Source organism: Mucilaginibacter aquatilis (genome assembly GCF_009755275.1).
Taxonomy (GTDB): domain Bacteria; phylum Bacteroidota; class Bacteroidia; order Sphingobacteriales; family Sphingobacteriaceae; genus Mucilaginibacter; species Mucilaginibacter aquatilis.
Genome location: NZ_WQLA01000002.1, coordinates 1 through 17,848, shown reverse-complemented (window position 1 = coordinate 17,848; position 17,848 = coordinate 1). Strand labels below are relative to the sequence as shown.

The 17,848-nt window shown below is 41.2% G+C and carries 14 protein-coding genes and 1 tRNA gene; 6 read left to right on the top strand and 9 right to left on the bottom strand.

What is annotated here, in order from left to right; translation table 11 throughout:
• Positions 1 to 237 precede the first annotated feature (237 nt).
• From GO816_RS04535 to GO816_RS04525, 3 genes are all read left to right on the top strand, one after another.
• Entirely contained in the window at positions 238 to 387 is a 150-nt protein-coding gene (locus GO816_RS04535; protein WP_157540181.1) for a hypothetical protein, read from the top strand.
• A 119-nt stretch (positions 388 to 506) separates the two neighbouring features.
• Positions 507 to 1,304, top strand: coding sequence for a carboxylesterase family protein (locus GO816_RS04530; protein ID WP_157540180.1), 798 nt, complete (start codon positions 507 to 509; stop codon positions 1,302 to 1,304).
• A 75-nt stretch (positions 1,305 to 1,379) separates the two neighbouring features.
• Positions 1,380 to 2,234 (top strand): DUF4156 domain-containing protein, encoded by an 855-nt coding sequence (locus GO816_RS04525; RefSeq protein WP_157540179.1) that lies wholly within the window; start codon positions 1,380 to 1,382, stop codon positions 2,232 to 2,234.
• A 101-nt stretch (positions 2,235 to 2,335) separates the two neighbouring features.
• Here the strand turns inward: GO816_RS04525 and GO816_RS04520 are convergent, their stop codons facing one another.
• Together GO816_RS04520 and GO816_RS04515 are read right to left on the bottom strand one after the other, a co-directional pair.
• Positions 2,336 to 3,685, bottom strand: a complete 1,350-nt coding sequence (locus GO816_RS04520; RefSeq protein ID WP_157540178.1) for an alpha/beta hydrolase family protein — start codon at positions 3,683 to 3,685, stop codon at positions 2,336 to 2,338.
• A 170-nt stretch (positions 3,686 to 3,855) separates the two neighbouring features.
• On the bottom strand, positions 3,856 to 4,770 hold the full coding sequence (locus GO816_RS04515; protein WP_157540177.1) for a DUF4886 domain-containing protein: 915 nt from the start codon (positions 4,768 to 4,770) through the stop codon (positions 3,856 to 3,858).
• Positions 4,771 to 5,020: 250 nt separating this feature from the next.
• Between GO816_RS04515 and GO816_RS04510 the strand changes: the two genes are divergently transcribed.
• Positions 5,021 to 6,781, top strand: a complete 1,761-nt coding sequence (locus tag GO816_RS04510) for an alpha-L-fucosidase (RefSeq protein WP_157540176.1) — start codon at positions 5,021 to 5,023, stop codon at positions 6,779 to 6,781.
• Between the two features lie 179 nt (positions 6,782 to 6,960).
• Here the strand turns inward: GO816_RS04510 and GO816_RS04505 are convergent, their stop codons facing one another.
• Positions 6,961 to 7,617, bottom strand: a complete 657-nt coding sequence (locus GO816_RS04505) for a hypothetical protein (RefSeq protein WP_157540175.1) — start codon at positions 7,615 to 7,617, stop codon at positions 6,961 to 6,963.
• A gap of 63 nt (positions 7,618 to 7,680) precedes the next feature.
• A tRNA-Met gene (locus tag GO816_RS04500) sits at positions 7,681 to 7,757 on the bottom strand.
• A gap of 80 nt (positions 7,758 to 7,837) precedes the next feature.
• On the opposite strand from GO816_RS04500, the gene era reads away from it, so the two are divergent.
• Both era and der read left to right on the top strand, forming a co-directional pair.
• Positions 7,838 to 8,713, top strand: a complete 876-nt coding sequence (gene era, locus GO816_RS04495) for a GTPase Era (protein WP_157540174.1) — start codon at positions 7,838 to 7,840, stop codon at positions 8,711 to 8,713.
• Positions 8,714 to 8,818: 105 nt separating this feature from the next.
• On the top strand, positions 8,819 to 10,120 hold the full coding sequence (gene der / locus GO816_RS04490; protein ID WP_157540173.1) for a ribosome biogenesis GTPase Der: 1,302 nt from the start codon (positions 8,819 to 8,821) through the stop codon (positions 10,118 to 10,120).
• Between the two features lie 429 nt (positions 10,121 to 10,549).
• Here der and thrC read toward each other — a convergent pair whose 3' ends face one another.
• From thrC to GO816_RS04465, 5 genes are all read right to left on the bottom strand, one after another.
• A complete protein-coding gene (thrC, locus tag GO816_RS04485; RefSeq protein ID WP_157540172.1) occupies positions 10,550 to 11,854 on the bottom strand; it encodes a threonine synthase in 1,305 nt (434 codons plus the stop codon).
• Between the two features lie 60 nt (positions 11,855 to 11,914).
• A complete protein-coding gene (locus GO816_RS04480; protein WP_157540171.1) occupies positions 11,915 to 12,277 on the bottom strand; it encodes a DUF4180 domain-containing protein in 363 nt (120 codons plus the stop codon).
• A gap of 116 nt (positions 12,278 to 12,393) precedes the next feature.
• Positions 12,394 to 13,326, bottom strand: a complete 933-nt coding sequence (locus tag GO816_RS04475) for a homoserine kinase (RefSeq protein ID WP_317163603.1) — start codon at positions 13,324 to 13,326, stop codon at positions 12,394 to 12,396.
• A 145-nt stretch (positions 13,327 to 13,471) separates the two neighbouring features.
• The gene (gene thrA / locus GO816_RS04470; RefSeq protein WP_157540170.1) at positions 13,472 to 15,922 is read right to left on the bottom strand and encodes a bifunctional aspartate kinase/homoserine dehydrogenase I; all 2,451 of its coding nucleotides are present in this window, start codon (positions 15,920 to 15,922) and stop codon (positions 13,472 to 13,474) included.
• 264 nt (positions 15,923 to 16,186) lie between these two features.
• On the bottom strand, positions 16,187 to 17,602 hold the full coding sequence (locus GO816_RS04465) for a methyltransferase RsmF C-terminal domain-like protein (RefSeq protein ID WP_157540169.1): 1,416 nt from the start codon (positions 17,600 to 17,602) through the stop codon (positions 16,187 to 16,189).
• Between the last annotated feature and the right edge of the window lie 246 nt (positions 17,603 to 17,848).

The window sequence follows — 17,848 nt, the reverse complement described above, 5'->3', positions numbered from 1 at the left end:
ATAGCAATGTTACTAATAATGAAGTTTTTTTTGTTTTAAAAATTTTCATTATTCACATATTTATAAAATATGACCTCCTCATAAGCAACCCCTTGCAATATTAACTTACTAACAATAGCCAACATTGCCACAATTGTAAAAATAACTTTAAATTAAAACTATCGTATATTTTTAGAGTATTTATTGCTTACTTTGTATAAATAAAATGGTTTGTTTACTATTTTAATAATTTAAGCCATGAAAACACTATCTACCGAATTTAACGCACCTAATTTAGAATCAAAAAGCAAGGCAGACAGCTTGTATTTACTTGCTATGATGGCAACAGTAGTGATACTTTTTGTATTTGCGTACTACGATCAAATTGCTGCTCGCTTATTAGGATAATCATCCTTAGGTTTAAAGCTATCTAACTGCCTTACTTAAGGTTAGATAGCTTATCAAAATCTCTTGTAACTATTGGTTGTTATTGATAAACTTTTGCAGATTTGCATAGTTATCATTCTATGGCCAAAAAGTATTTTACACTTTTATTAATGGTTTGTACGTGCTGCTTCAGCCAGCTAAACGCACAATCATTTGCTAATTTCAAAAAAGAAGTATACCAAACTTCAAAAGATACGTTAGCTTACCGTATTCTCTACCCTGAAAACTTCAATCCTCAAAAAAAATACCCTGTATTGTTTTTCTTGCATGGCTCGGGCGAGAGGGGCAATGACAATGAAGCGCAGCTACGTAACGGCGGGCATGTTTTTCTGGAAGAAAAGTTTCGCAAGCAGCATCAGGCAGTTATAATTTTTCCTCAATGCGCTAAAGAAAGTTTTTGGGCTAATGCAATAATTACGCGTAATGCCAAAAATAATGCACCTACCTCTATAGTATTTACAACCAACAAGCAAGCTACCTCTGCCATGCATGCGCTTGAAAGTTTTGTGAAGCACATGCTTAAGGAGGACTACGTAAATACGAAACAGGTGTATATAGGCGGCCTTTCAATGGGTGGCATGGGAACCTTTGAGCTTTTATGGAGAAAGCCGAAAGTATTTGCTGCTGCATTTGCCATTTGTGGCGGGGCTCATCCTGAAACAGCTAAAAAGTACGCTCGCAAAGTGCCGGTGTGGATTTTTCATGGGGCAAAGGATGATATTGTGCCCCCAATATTTTCGCAGCAAATGTATGATGCTATAAAAGCCAATGGTGGCGATGCTAAACTTACCATTTACCCAAACGACAATCATAACAGTTGGGATAGTGCACTTGCTGAACCTGGTTTATTTAATTGGTTATTTAGTCATCAGAAGTAAAATATTTATTAAATATTGTGGCAATGATTTTTAATTAAAGCTTTATAAATATATTTAGGCCATTAATAACTTATTATGGCACCAAAAACCAAATTTTACATCACAATTGCGCTATCAGTATTTGGCTTTATATTGCAGCAGCAGGTTAAAGCTCAGGCGCTAGATACTATTTATTTAAACAATCAAAAACTAGCCTGCAACGTTAAAGAAGTTTTACCCGATGCGGTAAGATATGCTTTTCCTGGAGAAGACGTTGTTAACTCAGCTTACAAAAACAGCGTACAAAAAATTGTTTTCAAAAGCGGCAGGGTACAAACGTTCTCGGAGTCAACATCTTTTAAGCCTGTAGCTAAGGTGAGCGATTTTGAAAATGTAACTATCAGTAACCTTGAAAGCGAAATTCAGGGTTTATATAAACTTGGAGAAGTTACTTCAAAAGCTAAAGGAACTACAGTATACTCAAACCAGGAACGTGTTAAGCAGCGTGCATATCGTAAGCTTAAAATACAAGCTGCTATGTTAGGTGCTAATATAATTTATCTTACAAACCAGCGTACAGAAGGAAATAAGTATGGTGGTTATTTTCAAAGCGGATCATCAGCCGAAACTAATTTGACCGGCATTGCATACTCAAACTCACTGCCAGATCTGGAAGCCTTCAAAAAGCTTATCGGTTCAAAAACCGATTTTAACACATCATGGCGCAGTAAGCTTTGGGCAAGTGATAGTGATGTATCTACAGATGTATACATGACACCATTTTCTATCAAAGAAATTATTAACGAAAATGGAATAATAATGATTGAAGGAAAATTGGGAGACGGAACAAAAAACACCCGCTTCCAATTAGCAAACTTTACCAACGATACTTTTAGCATAGCGTATAAAGATAAAAGCTCGGCCTACAACATCGTAGTTTCGCTCAAATAACGTTCTCTTTATATATGTTCTAACAAAAGGCCTTTTCAAAACTATTTGGAAAGGCCTTCTATTTATAATCTTAGTTATGCCAAGAGTGCAATTTTCATACATCAATGAGATATATTAAGATGCTTCTTAAAAAAAGAATATAGTTGATTTAATGATTCAGCAGTATGCGGAACTGAATGCCCTTTACCATAGTTTACAAGTAAAGAGGTAGACGTTTGCAATGCATCCAGCTTGTTTTTAAAACTCATTATCTGGTCATGGTAGTACTTATCATCATCGGTATTGTAAAAAAACAATACCGGTGGGGCAGTTGATTGTACGAGGTAGGCGGAACCCATTGACTGCCATAGCGGGTAATTTGTACTTAGCTCTCCCCAGGCCCAAATGCAGCGGGTTTCTAAATTACCATCGCCATCGTTTAATGAGTTATAAATTTGAGTATAATCAAATACACCCGGGCCAAGTGCGGCGGCCTGTATTTGCGCAGATGTACCAAGGTTAAACCCTGCTGTATCAATATTTGCTGCTTTTTTATCACCAACCGCCATTGACCCTGCTGTTGAACCGCGTGAGAAGCCGTACATGCCAATGTTGCCGGATAAACCTAATTTGCTGCCAATTTCACGCAGTGTGCGTACTGCCGATCTTACTTTGCGTGCAGCATCGGGGTTAGTTTCGTAAGATTTATACGTGTCTTCGCGCCCGTTAGCAGGTTTGCCTTTTCCCCAAGGGCAGTATTTGGGATGATCGGCAATTGCCCATGCCATACCAATTGCCGGCAATCCTTCTAAAAACGAATCGCTGAAAGCCGCCAGGGTATATTCTAGTTTAAGTCTTTGATTTTTGAACTGGTCGGTTAAAGTCTTTTTACCGGCATCAAAATGTGCATAACTGTTACTGTATGAAAATGACAATACCACAGGTACGGCTTTAACCGGTTTAGCCGGATAAATTATATCCATACACAGGTAGTCGCCGTCTTTATATTCTGCAGGAGTATTGTAAACTGTTGGATCATCTTTGAAATAAGGAACATTACGCATAAGGCGATAGCCCTCAAATAACACGTAGCTTTGTTCGTGTGAACAATCGGTAAATCCACAAAAGCTTCCTTTGGCAATAGCCTTGTTAATGGCAACAATGTCGTTGTTAATGTAAGGAGATACAGCAAGTTTGTTGCCGGTGTAGTTAAGCTCAATTACCCTGTATCCTTGAGTCAATAGCCATGCAACATTTTTTTTGTTGCTGTAGCGGCTAATTTTGGTTGTGTTAAGGTTTTCGAGGTAGACCACCGTTGTTACGTTACCGCTATAATCTTTCAAAGGTAACTTTGCCTCGGTGGCAATATAGCTGATAGTGCCACCCGTTACCTCACTTTTCCAAATACCGGTAGCCGCTGTTGAACAAACAGACGCTAAAGTAAACAACAACAAAAAAATGTACCTGGCCATATGTTTAAAACAGCTTAAATCGGGAATTAAGTATAAGCCGTAAAAACATTGGCCTTTATACTAATAGTTGGATAATGGTTAATTTGAAGCTTTAAAGTTTCAAATAACAGAAAGTTACAAAGCTATTTAGCTCAATGTTGAGTCAATAAAATTAGCTTTGAAGCTATTTTCTATTTTAAAGTGGCATCAATCCTTGCTGCTGTTTGTCTTAAAAATTCAGCAAAGTTATCTGTTACCGATTGTGGTTTAAACTTAACCCTGGTTGGCTTTTGCCCTAAAACAAATCTATACCAAACTAAACCTGCCAGGTAGCAGCCCGCTTCATTGGCATGGTTAGGGTCGAAATTTAATTTTTGATCTTTTGACCAGCTGTAACCTACATTGAGCGAGTTTAAATCATTTGGTAGTTGCGGGTATATCGCCTTATTGGGTATAAAGCTCGAATCTTTTACAAAGGCCCAAGTTTTATGCGTTGATACTTTGTAAAAAGCATCTCCAGATGGAATAATGGATAGCCCGCCTAACTCGTTAGCCAACTTATGGTATGAGGCGCGCGATTTACGCCACATTTCTTCCATATTTTTAGCTTTCCTTCCTGCGCCTGTTTGCCCCCAGTTGATGGCATCGGCCCGGTAAGCCCAGGTTTGGTGAATCATAATTTTTGCATCAGGCTGATATTGTTTAATAAGCTGTAATAGGTTTTGTGCATAGGGCTGGTAAGTAGACCAGTCGCCAGATAGCAAAGAGTACTGCTGAAGCGTTACTACATCCCACTTTTGAGAGCGTAACAATTGCCTTAATGACTTACCACTATATGCAAGTCCGCGGGTTGAATCAGCGTTGTTAACTAATACAGAATCCCAATGGCGTTTTAAGGAACACCCACCCATCTCTGCATGGCCAAGTATTAAGTTGATTTGAGCCTCATTGGCCATTTGTGGCAAATATCTCGATGCATTTTGTGAAAAACTGTTGCCTATAAGCAGTACTTTGAAACTGCGTGCTGACTTACTTTGCGCAGTAACATGCAAGCAGTTAAATACAATGATAAGCACAGCAATTTTTATTCGGATAAGTTTATTCATAGCGCAATAATACATTGCAGCTTTTAATCTTTCATCAATAAAAAATACTATTAATGATGTTTGATGGAGATGTAGTATTCCTCACAAACATTAATTGCAATGATAAGTGTAAAGACGGTCATTATGGATACGTAGATTTTAACATTTTTACTCTGATTAATTTAAATATAAATCTGTTTTGAACAACTAATTGACCTGATTATTTACTTTTTTTATCACGAGAAAATTTCAAACACCAATTACTTAATAAATGAGAAGTACCATAATAATGCTTATGCTATGCCTTGCCGCAAGCGGTAGTTATGCACAGCAATCCGGCAATAAGAAATACAGGTCCAAACATCAGCCTATTCCCGCAATACCTAGTGCGCTCGCTTTAGATAGCATCACTATGGGTGATAATAAAGCTTTTCCTGAACAACAATTAAATATTCCTATTGCAAAAGGCCCCTTTGAGCCAAACTGGGCATCTATTGAAAAGAATTACCCCGGTGAACCCGAGTGGTTGAGGGATGCCAAATTTGGTATTTGGGTGCATTTTGGACCGCAGGCTTCGGGCGAAAGCGGCGATTGGTATGCGCGTAGAATGTATATTCCTGGAAGTACTGCCTATAAAAATCATTTAAAAAAATACGGTCATCCCTCCGAAGCTGGTTACAAGGACATATTGAAGGATTGGAACCCCGAAAAATTGGATCCTGCTAAACTAGCGAGGATATATAAAGACGCGGGTGCACGTTTTCTTATGATTCAGGGCGTTCATCATGATAATTACGATCTATGGAACTCTCGATATCAACCCTGGAACTCTGTTAACGTAGGGCCTAAACGTGATATTATAGGAGAATGGTTAAAAGCAGCAAGGGCTTCAGGAATACGTTTTGGTGTTACCTTTCATCATGAGTATACCTGGTGGTGGTGGCAAGCTGCCTTTAGCAGCGACACGCAAGGTCCTAAAAAAGGTGTGCCTTATGATGGAAATCTTACCCTTGCTGATGGTAAGGGTAAATGGTGGGACGGACTTGATCCCCGGCTTTTGTACGGTATTGACCTCCGCCAGTATAAAGGGGTTGCTGCCGCTGCCAAATCGGCTTGGGCTCCGCCCGCAGCCGGTATATTTTCCAGGCACCTTACTTACGATAAATGGTACGCAACAAACTGGGCGTTACGCATGATGGATGTTGTACAACATTATGATCCTGATTTTATTTATACCGACGGAACTGTGCAAGGTCCGTTTATAGGGGATGGTACCGGCACAGGTTATAAGGCTAACGCCATGCAAATAGTAATTGCCGATTTTTATAACCGCACGCTTGCCAAACGTGGCAAAGTGAATACTTTCAGTGTGGTTAAATTCAGAAACAACACCAATGGTACAGTAACTACCGAAGAGTTTGGCATACCAGCTAATATCAAAACCGACCAGCCATGGATTGCCGAAGTACCTGTTGGCGACTGGTTTTATGCACCAGGCTTTACTTATGATTCGGGTATGATGATTAAGTATATTACCGAGGCGATTGCCCGGGATGGTAATGCTGCTATCTGCGTTTCTCTTTTACCCAACGGAGCTTTAGACGAAGGTAGTCAGAAGATGTTAAGTGAAGTTGGTGTTTGGATGCGACGAAATGGCGAAGCTGTATATGGCAGCCGTGCCTGGGTTATACCCGGAGAAGGCAAGGAGACGAACGGAAAAATTAAGATGTTACCGGGTGGAAAACTGGAACGTAAACAAGCTGAATTTAAATTTGATGAGCAGGACTTTCGATTCACAGTTGGTAAAAATAATGCGCTTTATGTATTTAGTATGATGATTCCGGAAGCTGGGTCGGTTTTAAACATCAAGTCTTTAGCTACTGATGTCAAACACCTGGGGCACCCAATAAAGAAGGTAAGTATGTTAGGTTATGACGGCAACTTAAAGTGGGAGCAAACTAGCAGTGGGTTAAAGATTACTTGTCCGGATATGACAAGTTTTTCTACATCAGTCGTTTTTAAAGTTGATTAAAGTGATTTAGCTTTAATTGAAAGTTATTCTATCATGTATACTCAAATTTAAGTGTTTGCATTTTGAAATAATTACTGAATCCTAAACTCAAATGACAATACTTCTAAACAAAAAAGCCTCTTAAAGAAATCTAAGAGGCCTTTTTGTTACATAGTAACGTAAACTATAAAATAATTCAGTTATTGCATATGCATGGTGTTAATAAAATCGCTGTAAGAAACTTCATAATAGTCATTTTTCAAAAGCCCGCTAGTATAAGTACCATCTACCGGTCGTAAAAACCGAACAATATCTTTTCCGTCGATAACCTGAGAATTAATAGCAAATACTTTGTTTGTTTTAGACATACGAGATTGTTTTAGAACCTCTGAAATGCTTTGATACAATTCATCTGTGATCATTTCATTTGCTTTCATTCCCAGATGCCCTGCAACTGAGCCGTTGTTAGCCGTTCTAACAAGTATGTTTTTACCAGACTTTTTAGATAATTTTTCCAGTAAGTTTTGATACTCAGATGCTGTAAACACAGCGTAATCAACCGAACTTACAGTTATCCAATCTCTTTGGATAGTAGGATATTTGTAGTACCCACTTATCTCTTCATAGATTAAAGCATAATATTTTTGATTGTTAAATTGAAAGGTTGCCCATCTGATGAAAGCCGGAACTTTACCGTCATCACTCCATTTACCTGTACTTGGCAACTGTATCCACCTTTTAACACCAGGTAGATTAGTGGATAAACTGTCAAACTTGATGGTGGTTACATCTTCTCTCTTTTGCGCCTTCAAGTCAAAGGTTAAAACAGAAAGCAGGATAATTGTGATAAACTTCATAAAAAGGTGGTTGGTATTTAAAAAAAAGCCCCAAATCTTATCAATTTGAGGCTTTTCCTTTCTTGGGTAGCGGGAGCAGGACTCGAACCTACGACCTTCGGGTTATGAGCCCGACGAGCTACCAACTGCTCCATCCCGCACTATGTTTGTTTTTTTATTGGTCTGCAAAGATATAATTCGTTTCTTTGTACTCCAAATTTATTTTAAATATTTTTTCAATATGAGTCATCGGGCAGGTTTTGTGAGTATTATTGGTAAACCCAATGCAGGTAAGTCAACCCTGATGAATGCGTTGGTGGGTGAGAAGATGTCCATCATTACTCCTAAGGCTCAAACTACAAGGCACCGTATTTTAGGCATTGTAAATACGGATGATTATCAAATCGTTTTTTCTGACACTCCGGGCGTAATAAAGCCGCATTATGCTTTGCAAGAAAGTATGATGCACCAGGTGTCGGGTTCTATTGTTGATGCCGACCTTATTTTGCTGGTAACAGATATTAATGAAACGCACGACGAAAACGAAGTGCTTGAAAAGCTGGAAGGCTCATTGGCTCCATTAGCAGTATTAATTAATAAAATTGATAAAAGCGATGAGGAGACAGTTAAAGCAAAAGTAGAGTATTGGCAAAAGAAATTAAATCCGAAGGTTATCTTTGCAATATCGGCATTGCATGAGCACAACATTAAAGCCATTATGGATTTTGTGATTGAAAGCCTGCCCGAGCACGCGGCTTATTACGAAAAGGATTTTTTAACCGACCGTAACGACCGTTTCTTTGCATCGGAGATGATACGCGAACAGGTATTTAAGCAATACAAAAAAGAAATTCCTTATAGTACTGAGGTTATTATAACCGAGTTTTTAGAAGAGGAAATTTATCGTATCAGCGCCGAAATTATTGTGGAACGCGATTCGCAGAAAAACATAATCATCGGCAAAAACGGTGAGATGTTAAAAATTGTAGGCACTTACGCCCGGCGCAGTATGGAGGAGTTCTTTCAGCGCAAAGTATACCTGCAAATGTTTGTAAAAGTAATAGGCGACTGGCGCAGCAAGAAAAACTACCTTAAGAAATTCGGGTACGAAGATTAAGGAATAGAGTAAAGAATATAGAATCAAGAATACAGACATAAGGCTATTAAGAGGATAAACAGAAAATCTGTATTCTGTACTCTTGATTCCTGAATCTAATACAATATGAGTAATATAGTAGCTATTGTGGGCCGTCCAAACGTAGGTAAGTCCACTTTATATAACAGGTTAACTGAAAGCCGCAAAGCCATAGTTGACGATTTTAGCGGTGTAACGCGCGATCGCCATTACGGTATTGCCGAATGGGTTGGCCGCAGCTTCAACGTAATTGACACCGGCGGTTATGTTGCCAATTCAGATGATGTTTTTGAAGTGGCCATACGCGAACAAGTAGTTATTGCCATTGAAGAAGCAACCTGCATTCTTTTTGTGGTGGACGTAACCACAGGTATCACCGATTTGGATGATGAAATTGCTGGTATACTACGCAAGGGCAAAAAGCCCGTATTTGTGGTAGTGAACAAGGTTGATAATAACGCCCAGCAATCAGATGCTACTGAGTTTTATGCATTGGGTTTGGGTGATATTTACAACATCTCATCAATGACAGGGTCCGGAACAGGTGAGTTGCTTGATGAGGTTATCAAAACCTTTGATGATGAACCTGCTGAGGAAAATACGCTGCCTAAGTATGCCATTGTTGGCCGTCCTAACGTAGGTAAATCTTCTATCATCAACGCTTTAATTGGTCAGGAGCGTAATATTGTTACCCCAATAGCAGGTACCACGCGCGATTCAATTCACATACACTACAACCGTTACGGCCACGAGTTTATGCTGATTGATACCGCCGGTTTGCGTAAGAAAACCAAGGTGAAAGAAAATATCGAGTTTTACTCGGTAATGCGTACCATTAAGGCGCTGGAGGAAGCAGACGTAATCATTTTGATGATTGATGCACAGGAGGGCCTTGAATCGCAGGATATTAACATTTTTCACTTGGCCGAAAAAAACAAAAAAGGCATCATTTTGGTGGTAAATAAGTGGGACTTGATTGAAAAGAACAACAAAACCATTAAAGTTTTTGAAGAGCAGATACAAGAAAAGATTGCACCGTTTACTGATGTGCCAATTGTATTTACATCAGTTGTAGAAAAACAGCGTTTGTTAAAGGTTATTGAAACCGCATCTGACGTGTACAAAAACCGCAGCAAAAAAATACCTACATCAAAACTAAACGATGTAATGCTGCCTATAATTGAGCATTACCCGCCGCCGGCCATTAAGGGTAAGCACGTAAAAATTAAATACGTTACACAAATTAACGGAAGCTCGCCAATGTTTGCGTTCTTCTGTAACCTGCCGCAGTACATTAAGGAGCCTTATAAGCGCTACATTGAAAATAAGCTTCGCGAAAACTTCGATTTTTCAGGCGTTCCGGTACAAATATTTTTCAGGCAGAAATAAACTGAATTGATGATCAACATAAATGCTGCAACGGAAATAACTTATTTTTCCTTGCAGCATTTTTATTTGGTAGGGGTTTGGCAAATAATTGTGGGCGTTACCTCCGGCCCGGGCTATCCGTTCCAAGTCCTCACTCCGCTATGCTGCGTTGCGGGCTTTTCACTGCTATCCCTAACGCAAACTGCATTTGTCTGAATCAGAATTAACTGAATTGAAGAATTAGCAGAATATGGATTTAATCAACAACTTGATTTTATGGCGCAAGTATGTAGCGGAGGAAAGCGCGAAGGCTACTTGTTCATGTTCTAAAAACAAAAAATGTCATCTCGAACGATAGTGAGAGATCTTGTTTAAACTGCAATGTTGGTACGCTTTAACAAGATTTCTCCTTCGTCGAAATGACATTATATAAATTAGAGGATATAAGTACTATTTATTGCCCAGCAAAAAAGCCTTAAAGCCATCAAAATCCTTATCCAAACTCACCGCTTGTTTTTCGCGCCGTTCCAGTTCTTCAACCTGTGAAGGAACCTCAATTGCTGCTGCGATATCGGCCGGGAAAACGTTAGGGAATTTACACGGATGAGCTGTTGATAAAAACACGCCCGAAACACCTGCATGCTGTGCTTGCCATTCGGTCAAGGCTTTCCAGGCAATAGCCGTATGCGGACAAACCACATATTTGTATTTGTCAAACACCTGCTGTATAGCTTCGGTGGTTTGTGCGTCAGTATAGCTGTAGCTTACCATAAGGCTTTTTAGTGCTTCTGCATCATCTTTAAACAAATCAGCAATGCGTGCCCAGTTACTTGGGTTGCCTACGTCCATAGCGTTTGATAGGGTTTGCACCGATGGCTTAGGCTCGTATATACCGGTTTTAAAGAAAGCCGGTACAGTATCATTGGCATTAGTAGCAGCAATAAACTGTTTTACCGGTAAACCCATTTTCCAGGCCAGTAAGCCGGCACCAATATTGCCAAAGTTGCCGCTTGGCACGCAAAATGCCACGTTGGTTTTACCCTCGCGCAGCAGTTGCGCATATGCATTAAAATAATAGAATGTTTGCGGAATTAACCGCGCAATATTAATTGAGTTAGCCGAAGTCAGGCGTAACGCTGCGTTTAGCTCATCATCAACAAAAGCTTGTTTAACCAGTGCCTGGCAATCGTCAAACGTGCCGTCAATAGTGAGGGCGCGGATGTTCTGGCCGTTGGTAGTTAGCTGTAGTTCCTGAATATCGCTTACTTTACCTTTAGGGTAAAGTATGGTTACACGAGTGTTGGGTACACCCAAAAAGCCTAAGGCTACGGCGCCGCCGGTATCGCCCGATGTAGCAACCAGTACGTCTAACTGTTTTTCGCCTTCGCGCAAAAAGTAGCTCATTACGCGGCTCATAAAACGTGCACCAAAATCTTTAAAAGCCAATGATGGTCCATGGAAAAGCTCCAGTACATAAACATCTTCTTCCAGCTCTACGGCGGGGGCCTCAAAATTTACGGCATCTTCAATCAGGGCTTTTAAGTCATTTTGCGGAATGGTATCGCCCAGCAGATGTTTGGCAACTTCAAAAGCCAGTTGTGGCAGTGTATAATTGGGTAACTGCTCAAAAAAGCTGTCAGGCAGGCGCGGAATGCTTACCGGCATGTACAAGCCTTTATCTTGCGGCATGCTGTTAAACACTGCTTCCTGAAATGATACACTTGACGAAGGGTTATTAGTGCTGTAAAGTTTCATTATATTTTGCTTCTTTGATGTATGTAATGACACAGACATCGGCTTAATAATCTTAAGAGTTTATGAGTTGGTTAGTGCCGCTTTGGCCTCATCTATAGAGCTTACAAAGTTTATGCGTTTACCTTTGTTGCTTTCGTAAATAAAATCGCGAAGGCTTTTGCTGTCATACTTATCAAAGCTGCCCACAATAGCCAGTTGCATGCGATAGTTAGAAAACTTTTGCAGCACGTTACCTGCCAGCTTGGTGCTCAGTTCAAAAAAATCGGAGCTTACGTTTTCCTCATTTATAATTATGGCATCAGCCCCCTGGTAACCGCAATTGGCGAGTAGGTCAAGGGCATTTTGTTCATTGCTAATAATAATGTGTTGGGAACTTACCAACGCAATAGGTACGCCTTTATGTTCAATTATTTCGATGTTCATTTTTTTGTTAGGTAAGCCTGTCGTATAGCATATCGCTTTAAAAAGATTTCTCCTTCGTCGAAATGACAGTTTGAGGTCTTGTATCTTGGTTCTTGGCTCTTGTCTCTATGTTACTACTACAAAACCCTCGGCCCAGCGTCATTAATGGTTGATACATAAGCATTGGATGCAATTTTAATGTCGGCTAAATGGCTCTGCAGCATCTGTGTGATGTTGCGGGCGGTTTCTTCATCACGGGTAAAGGCAAATACTGATGGCCCCGAGCCTGATATACCGAAGCTTACCGCTCCGGCTTTCATAGCCAGCTCACGCATTACATAAAAATCGGGAATGAGCATAGAGCGCACCGGCTCAACCAGTACATCCTTCATGCTGCGGCCAATCAGGTCAATATCCTGGGTATATAATCCGCTTACCAGGCCGGCAATATTGCCCCACTGGGTAACGGCATCCTTCATGTATATTTTATCACGAATGATTTGACGTGCCTCGCGGGTAGGTACATCAACATCGGGGAATACAATGGCACAATACAAGTCTTTAGGGTGCGGCAAACGTATCACATCCAACGGCTCGTAGCTACGGATGAGCACAAAGCCGCCCAGTAAGGCCGGGGCTACGTTATCAGCATGACCATGACCACAGGCCATTTCCTCGCCCTTCATGGCAAAAGGTAGTAGCTTGGCTACATCAGTATCATCACCCAAAAGAGATTTGATAGCAAACAAGCCAGCAACGGTACTGGCACTGCTGCTGCCTAAACCGCTGCCTATAGGCATTTTTTTATGCAGTTCAATGTCTAAACCTATATCGGTACGGCCAATGCTTTCTAAATAGTGTTGTACGCTTACGCTCACCGTGTTTTTTTCGGCGGCCAAAGGTAGCCGGCCGTTATCGCCTGTTATTTTGCTGATGGTGATGCCCGCTTTATCGGTAACCCGCATAATCACTTCATCGCCCGGCTCATTAACCGCAAAACCCAATACATCAAAACCACAAACCACATTGGCTACCGTTGCAGGTGCAAAGACTTTGATTTCGGTACCCACGGCAGGAGCGCCCCCCAACCCCCTTAAGGGGGAGTTGTTAAAATCATTTTCCGGGTTGGCTGTGGTCATTTCCTTTTGTAATTCTTGTTCCATTTATATCGCGCTTTGAAAAGCGTCTTTATTCCTGATTCTGTATTCTTGAGTCTTAATTTGCGCCTACATTTATCAAATCGGCAAACACACCGGCGGCGGTTACTTCGGCACCTGCACCCGGGCCTTTTACTACCATTGGGCGTTCTTTGTAACGGTCGGTAGTAAAGGCAATAATATTATCACTGCCCGACATGCTGTAGAACGGGTGGCTTTCATCAACCATTTGCAGAGTGATGGATGCCTTGCCATCTTCCAGTTTCCCAATGTAACGCAGTACTTTGCCACTGTCTTCGGCATCCTTTTTTAGTTTATTAAAGTAAGCTGCATTTGCTTTTAGTGCAGCGTAAAACTCGGTTACGGTGCGGGCATCCAAACAAGCTTGGGGTAGCATGTTCTCTATGTCTACATCTTCAGCTTCCATTTTATGGCCGGCATCGCGCGCCAGTATCAATATTTTACGCATAAAGTCCTTACCACTCAAATCATCACGCGGGTCGGGTTCGGTAAAGCCTTTCTCCTGCGCGGTTTTAACAACATCATGGAAATTGGCATTGCCTTTAAAATTATTAAAGATGTAAGAGATAGTGCCCGAAAGTATAGCTTCAATTTTTTGCACACGGTCGCCGCTTACCATTAAATCTTTCAGCGTACGGATGATAGGCAAACCTGCACCCACGTTGGTTTCATAAAAGAAATCGACCCCATGTTTGCGCGCGGTATCTCTGAAAGTTTCATACTGGCTATATGAACCTGAGTTGCCTATTTTATTACAAGTTACAATAGAAATGGTAGATTTAAATATGCCTTCGTAAAACGCTATTGGTTGCGGACTGGCAGTATTATCAATAAATACGCAGTTTGGCAAGTTCATTTCTTTCATTCGGGCCACAAACTCCGTAAGGTCGGCCGGTTCGCCGTAAGCATCAAGGTCCGCTTGCCAGTCGGTTAAATCCAGCCCATCAACGCTAAAGCGCATCTTGCGTGTATTGCTTATACCGGCAATTTTAACCTGTATACTGTTATGATCCTGCAAAAACTCGCGGTGTTTTTGCAATTGTTCAAACAAGGTTTTGCCAATGTTGCCCGTACCTAAACAAAACACGTTAAGCGTTTTATTGAACTGAACAAAAAATGCATCGTGTACGGCATTCACGGCTTTGGCCAAATCCGTTGCCGATATAATTACCGAGATGTTATACTCTGACGAACCCTGCGCAATTGCCCTTACGTTTACACCATTACGGCCTAACGCATGGAACAAACGGCCTGATATGCCCGGTGTTTTGCGCATGTTTTCGCCCACTATAGCCAGTACAGCCAGGTCGGCCTCAATAACCGGGACTTCTAATTTTTTAGCGCCCAGTTCCAGCTCAAACTCCTGTTCCATCAGGCGGCAGGCTTTCTCGGCATCTTTAGGTTGAACGGCAAAAGTAATGCTATGCTCAGATGATGACTGGGTAATAAGCATTACGTTGATTTGCTCACGGGCCAGCAGCGAGAATAAACGACCGCTAAAGCCCGCCTTACCCACCATACCGCTACCCTCGAGGTTAATGATGCTGATATGATCGATTGACGAGATGCCTTTAATTGGCAGGTTTGAATCCTGACAGTTGTGTTTTATTACAGTTCCTTCAAAGCTGGTATCAAAAGTATTTTTAATTACAATAGGAATTTGTTTCAGGAACGCCGGGGTCATGGTTGGTGGATATATTACCTTGGCGCCAAAGTATGAAAGCTCCATGGCCTCGGTATAGGTAAGCTCAGGTAGTGAGAAAGCCTTTTTAACCATGCGCGGATCGGCGGTCATCATACCGTTTACGTCAGTCCATATCTGAATTTCGCTGGCGTTAAGCGCCGATGCGAAAATAGCTGCGGTATAATCACTTCCGCCACGGCCCAGGGTGGTTACCTGGCCAGCCTCGTTACTAGCAATAAAGCCGGTTACAAATAAAACCTTGCCTGTGTTTTCGGCAGCAAGGCCACGGATAAGCAGATCAGTCAATTCGGTGTTCACACGTGCCTGGCCAAAAGCATTGTCGGTTTTTACCACTTCACTGGCATCAACATAAACTGCATCGGCAAAATGCTGTAAAGCCATACGGCTTATAAGTAGGGTTGAACAACGCTCACCATAGCTGAGGATAAGGTCGCGGGTTTTGGGGGTGAGCTCTTTAAGCACCATTACGCCCTGCAACAAGTCTTCCAACTGGTTAAAGTAAATTTTAAGGCGGGTGTAAACCGGGTTTTGCTGCGGAATATCCAACAGTTGCTTTACCACCTCAAAATGGCGAATCTCTAAAGCAGCCAGGTGTTTAGAAAAATCGTTACCGGTGGCGGCGCGCTCGGCCATATCAACCAGCAGGTTGGTTACCCCGCTCATGGCCGATAAAACCACCACCAAGCCTTCACCGTTTTGATGCTCCTGTTTAACAATGTCCATTACAGCGCCAATAATTTGTGCCGTACCTACCGATGTTCCTCCGAATTTTAAAACTTTCATATTGCGTGATAAACAAAAACGCCTTCCCCGTTTGGAGGAAGGCGTTTTGTTGGTTTTCTTTATTTTGGTTACACCATACAATTACCTTCCTCCGTTATCCGCCGGTGGTAATAATTGTAGTAATAATGGTGTTGTTAAAAATCATTGTTGTTTTGTAGGCCTTTGCTTACGGTTGTAAATTAAAGGGTTAAATATGGCATTTGCAAGAAATATTTTATTTATCTACAAAAAAGGTAGATATTGTTATTGCCACGGATATTTTTATTATACCAAGCTAGCCTCTGCTTCATCAGTTGCCTGACGGCCCGGTGCCTGGCTCATAATCCTTATTTCTTTAGGGTAATAATTGTTCATGCGGTTAGGTAGCAGTTTGGCCCATCCTAAAGTATGTTCTTCAAAGTTCATCAAACTCCATCCTTTTGCATTAGCGTTTAATTCGAAATTATCCTTTCGTAAATACGCTATGGCTTGCTCGTAACTAAGTTCGGTTTGCAAAAAAGCGTTTTTATTAAGTAAAAGGCTTTGCGCTAATTCATGATCAGGGATGAGTTCTTTACCTGCCAGCTTGCCCAGCCTAACGCCTGATTTTTTTAAATATAAATACTGCTGTAAGGTTTCTAAACTTTCGCGGTGTTGTTTGCCAATAGCCAGCCAATCATCATTCAATTTAAAAAAGTATAAGCTTTCGGCGTTGTTTACATATGGCTTTAACTGATCAATCTCCTTATAATTGGGCTTGGGCTGATCCTTGTTTTTACGAACGTGTACGTTGCCGGTGCTTTCGCGCTTGCGCAGACAGGCTGCAAACAAACCTTCTCCGTTTACTTTATCGGGGTAAAAGCGATAGCCCCATGCCTTATGCTGCGCCGATTGCGTTTCAACTATTCCCCAGCGTGCATCAATAGGTATTTGTACACTTTCTACATCAAACTCATTGCAAAGCCAGTCAAGCACAGCCTCATTTTCTTCATAAGAGTAGGAGCAGGTGCTATATATAATATAACCGTCTTCGGCAACAGCCGGGTAAATGTCTGCCAGTATACGTTCCTGCCGCTGCTGACAAAGCTGTACGTTAGCTTCCGACCATTCCTCCATTGCCTGCGGATCTTTCCTGAACATTCCCGAACCTGAGCAAGGCGCATCAACAACAGCTATATCAAAAAAGCCCTTTAGTTTGCCAAAGGCTTTAGGGTCGTTATTAGTAACAATAACATTGCTGCGGCCCCAGCGGTTTAAGTTGTCTGTTAAAATAGGGACACGTGTTTTAATAATCTCATTGGCAACAAGCAGGTCATCATCACTTAGGGCCGAGCTAAGCAGTGTGCTTTTGCCACCTGGCGCGGCGCAAAGGTCAAGCACGCGGTAAGGGCCGTTGTCACTATTATATATATGTTGTATAATTTGATCAATAAACATGGAAGATGCTTCCTGCACGTAATAGCATCCGGCATGAAAGCGCGGATCGAAAGTAAAAGACGGGCGGCTTTCCAAATAAAAAGCATTGCGGCACCAGGGCACAGGTTGCATGTTTGGAAAGCTAACTGCTTTTAATTGATTAATACGTACTGATGTTGGTGCGGTATCTTGCGCATGTGTTTCGATAAAAGCAGGGGCGTTAAAGCCTGGAGCTTGCTGTAGCGATTCAATGAAATTATATGGAAATTGGATGTTCTTGGTCATGCTTGCGCAAAGGTAAGCAATAATAAACGTTGTTTGGATTCAGAGTACTTCCGCAAAACAGATTGATATACAACGGATAACACATCAAATTTGAAAATTGAAAATTTTATTTGGGAGTTGGCTAAAATTGTATCTATCTTTGATGCCCCGCAAACGAGTGGGGATTGTACTTTGAAGCAAAAGATAGAACAAGTGTTGTGTTAAGATTGTTTTAAATTATTTTAAAATAATTCTTGACAATCAAAT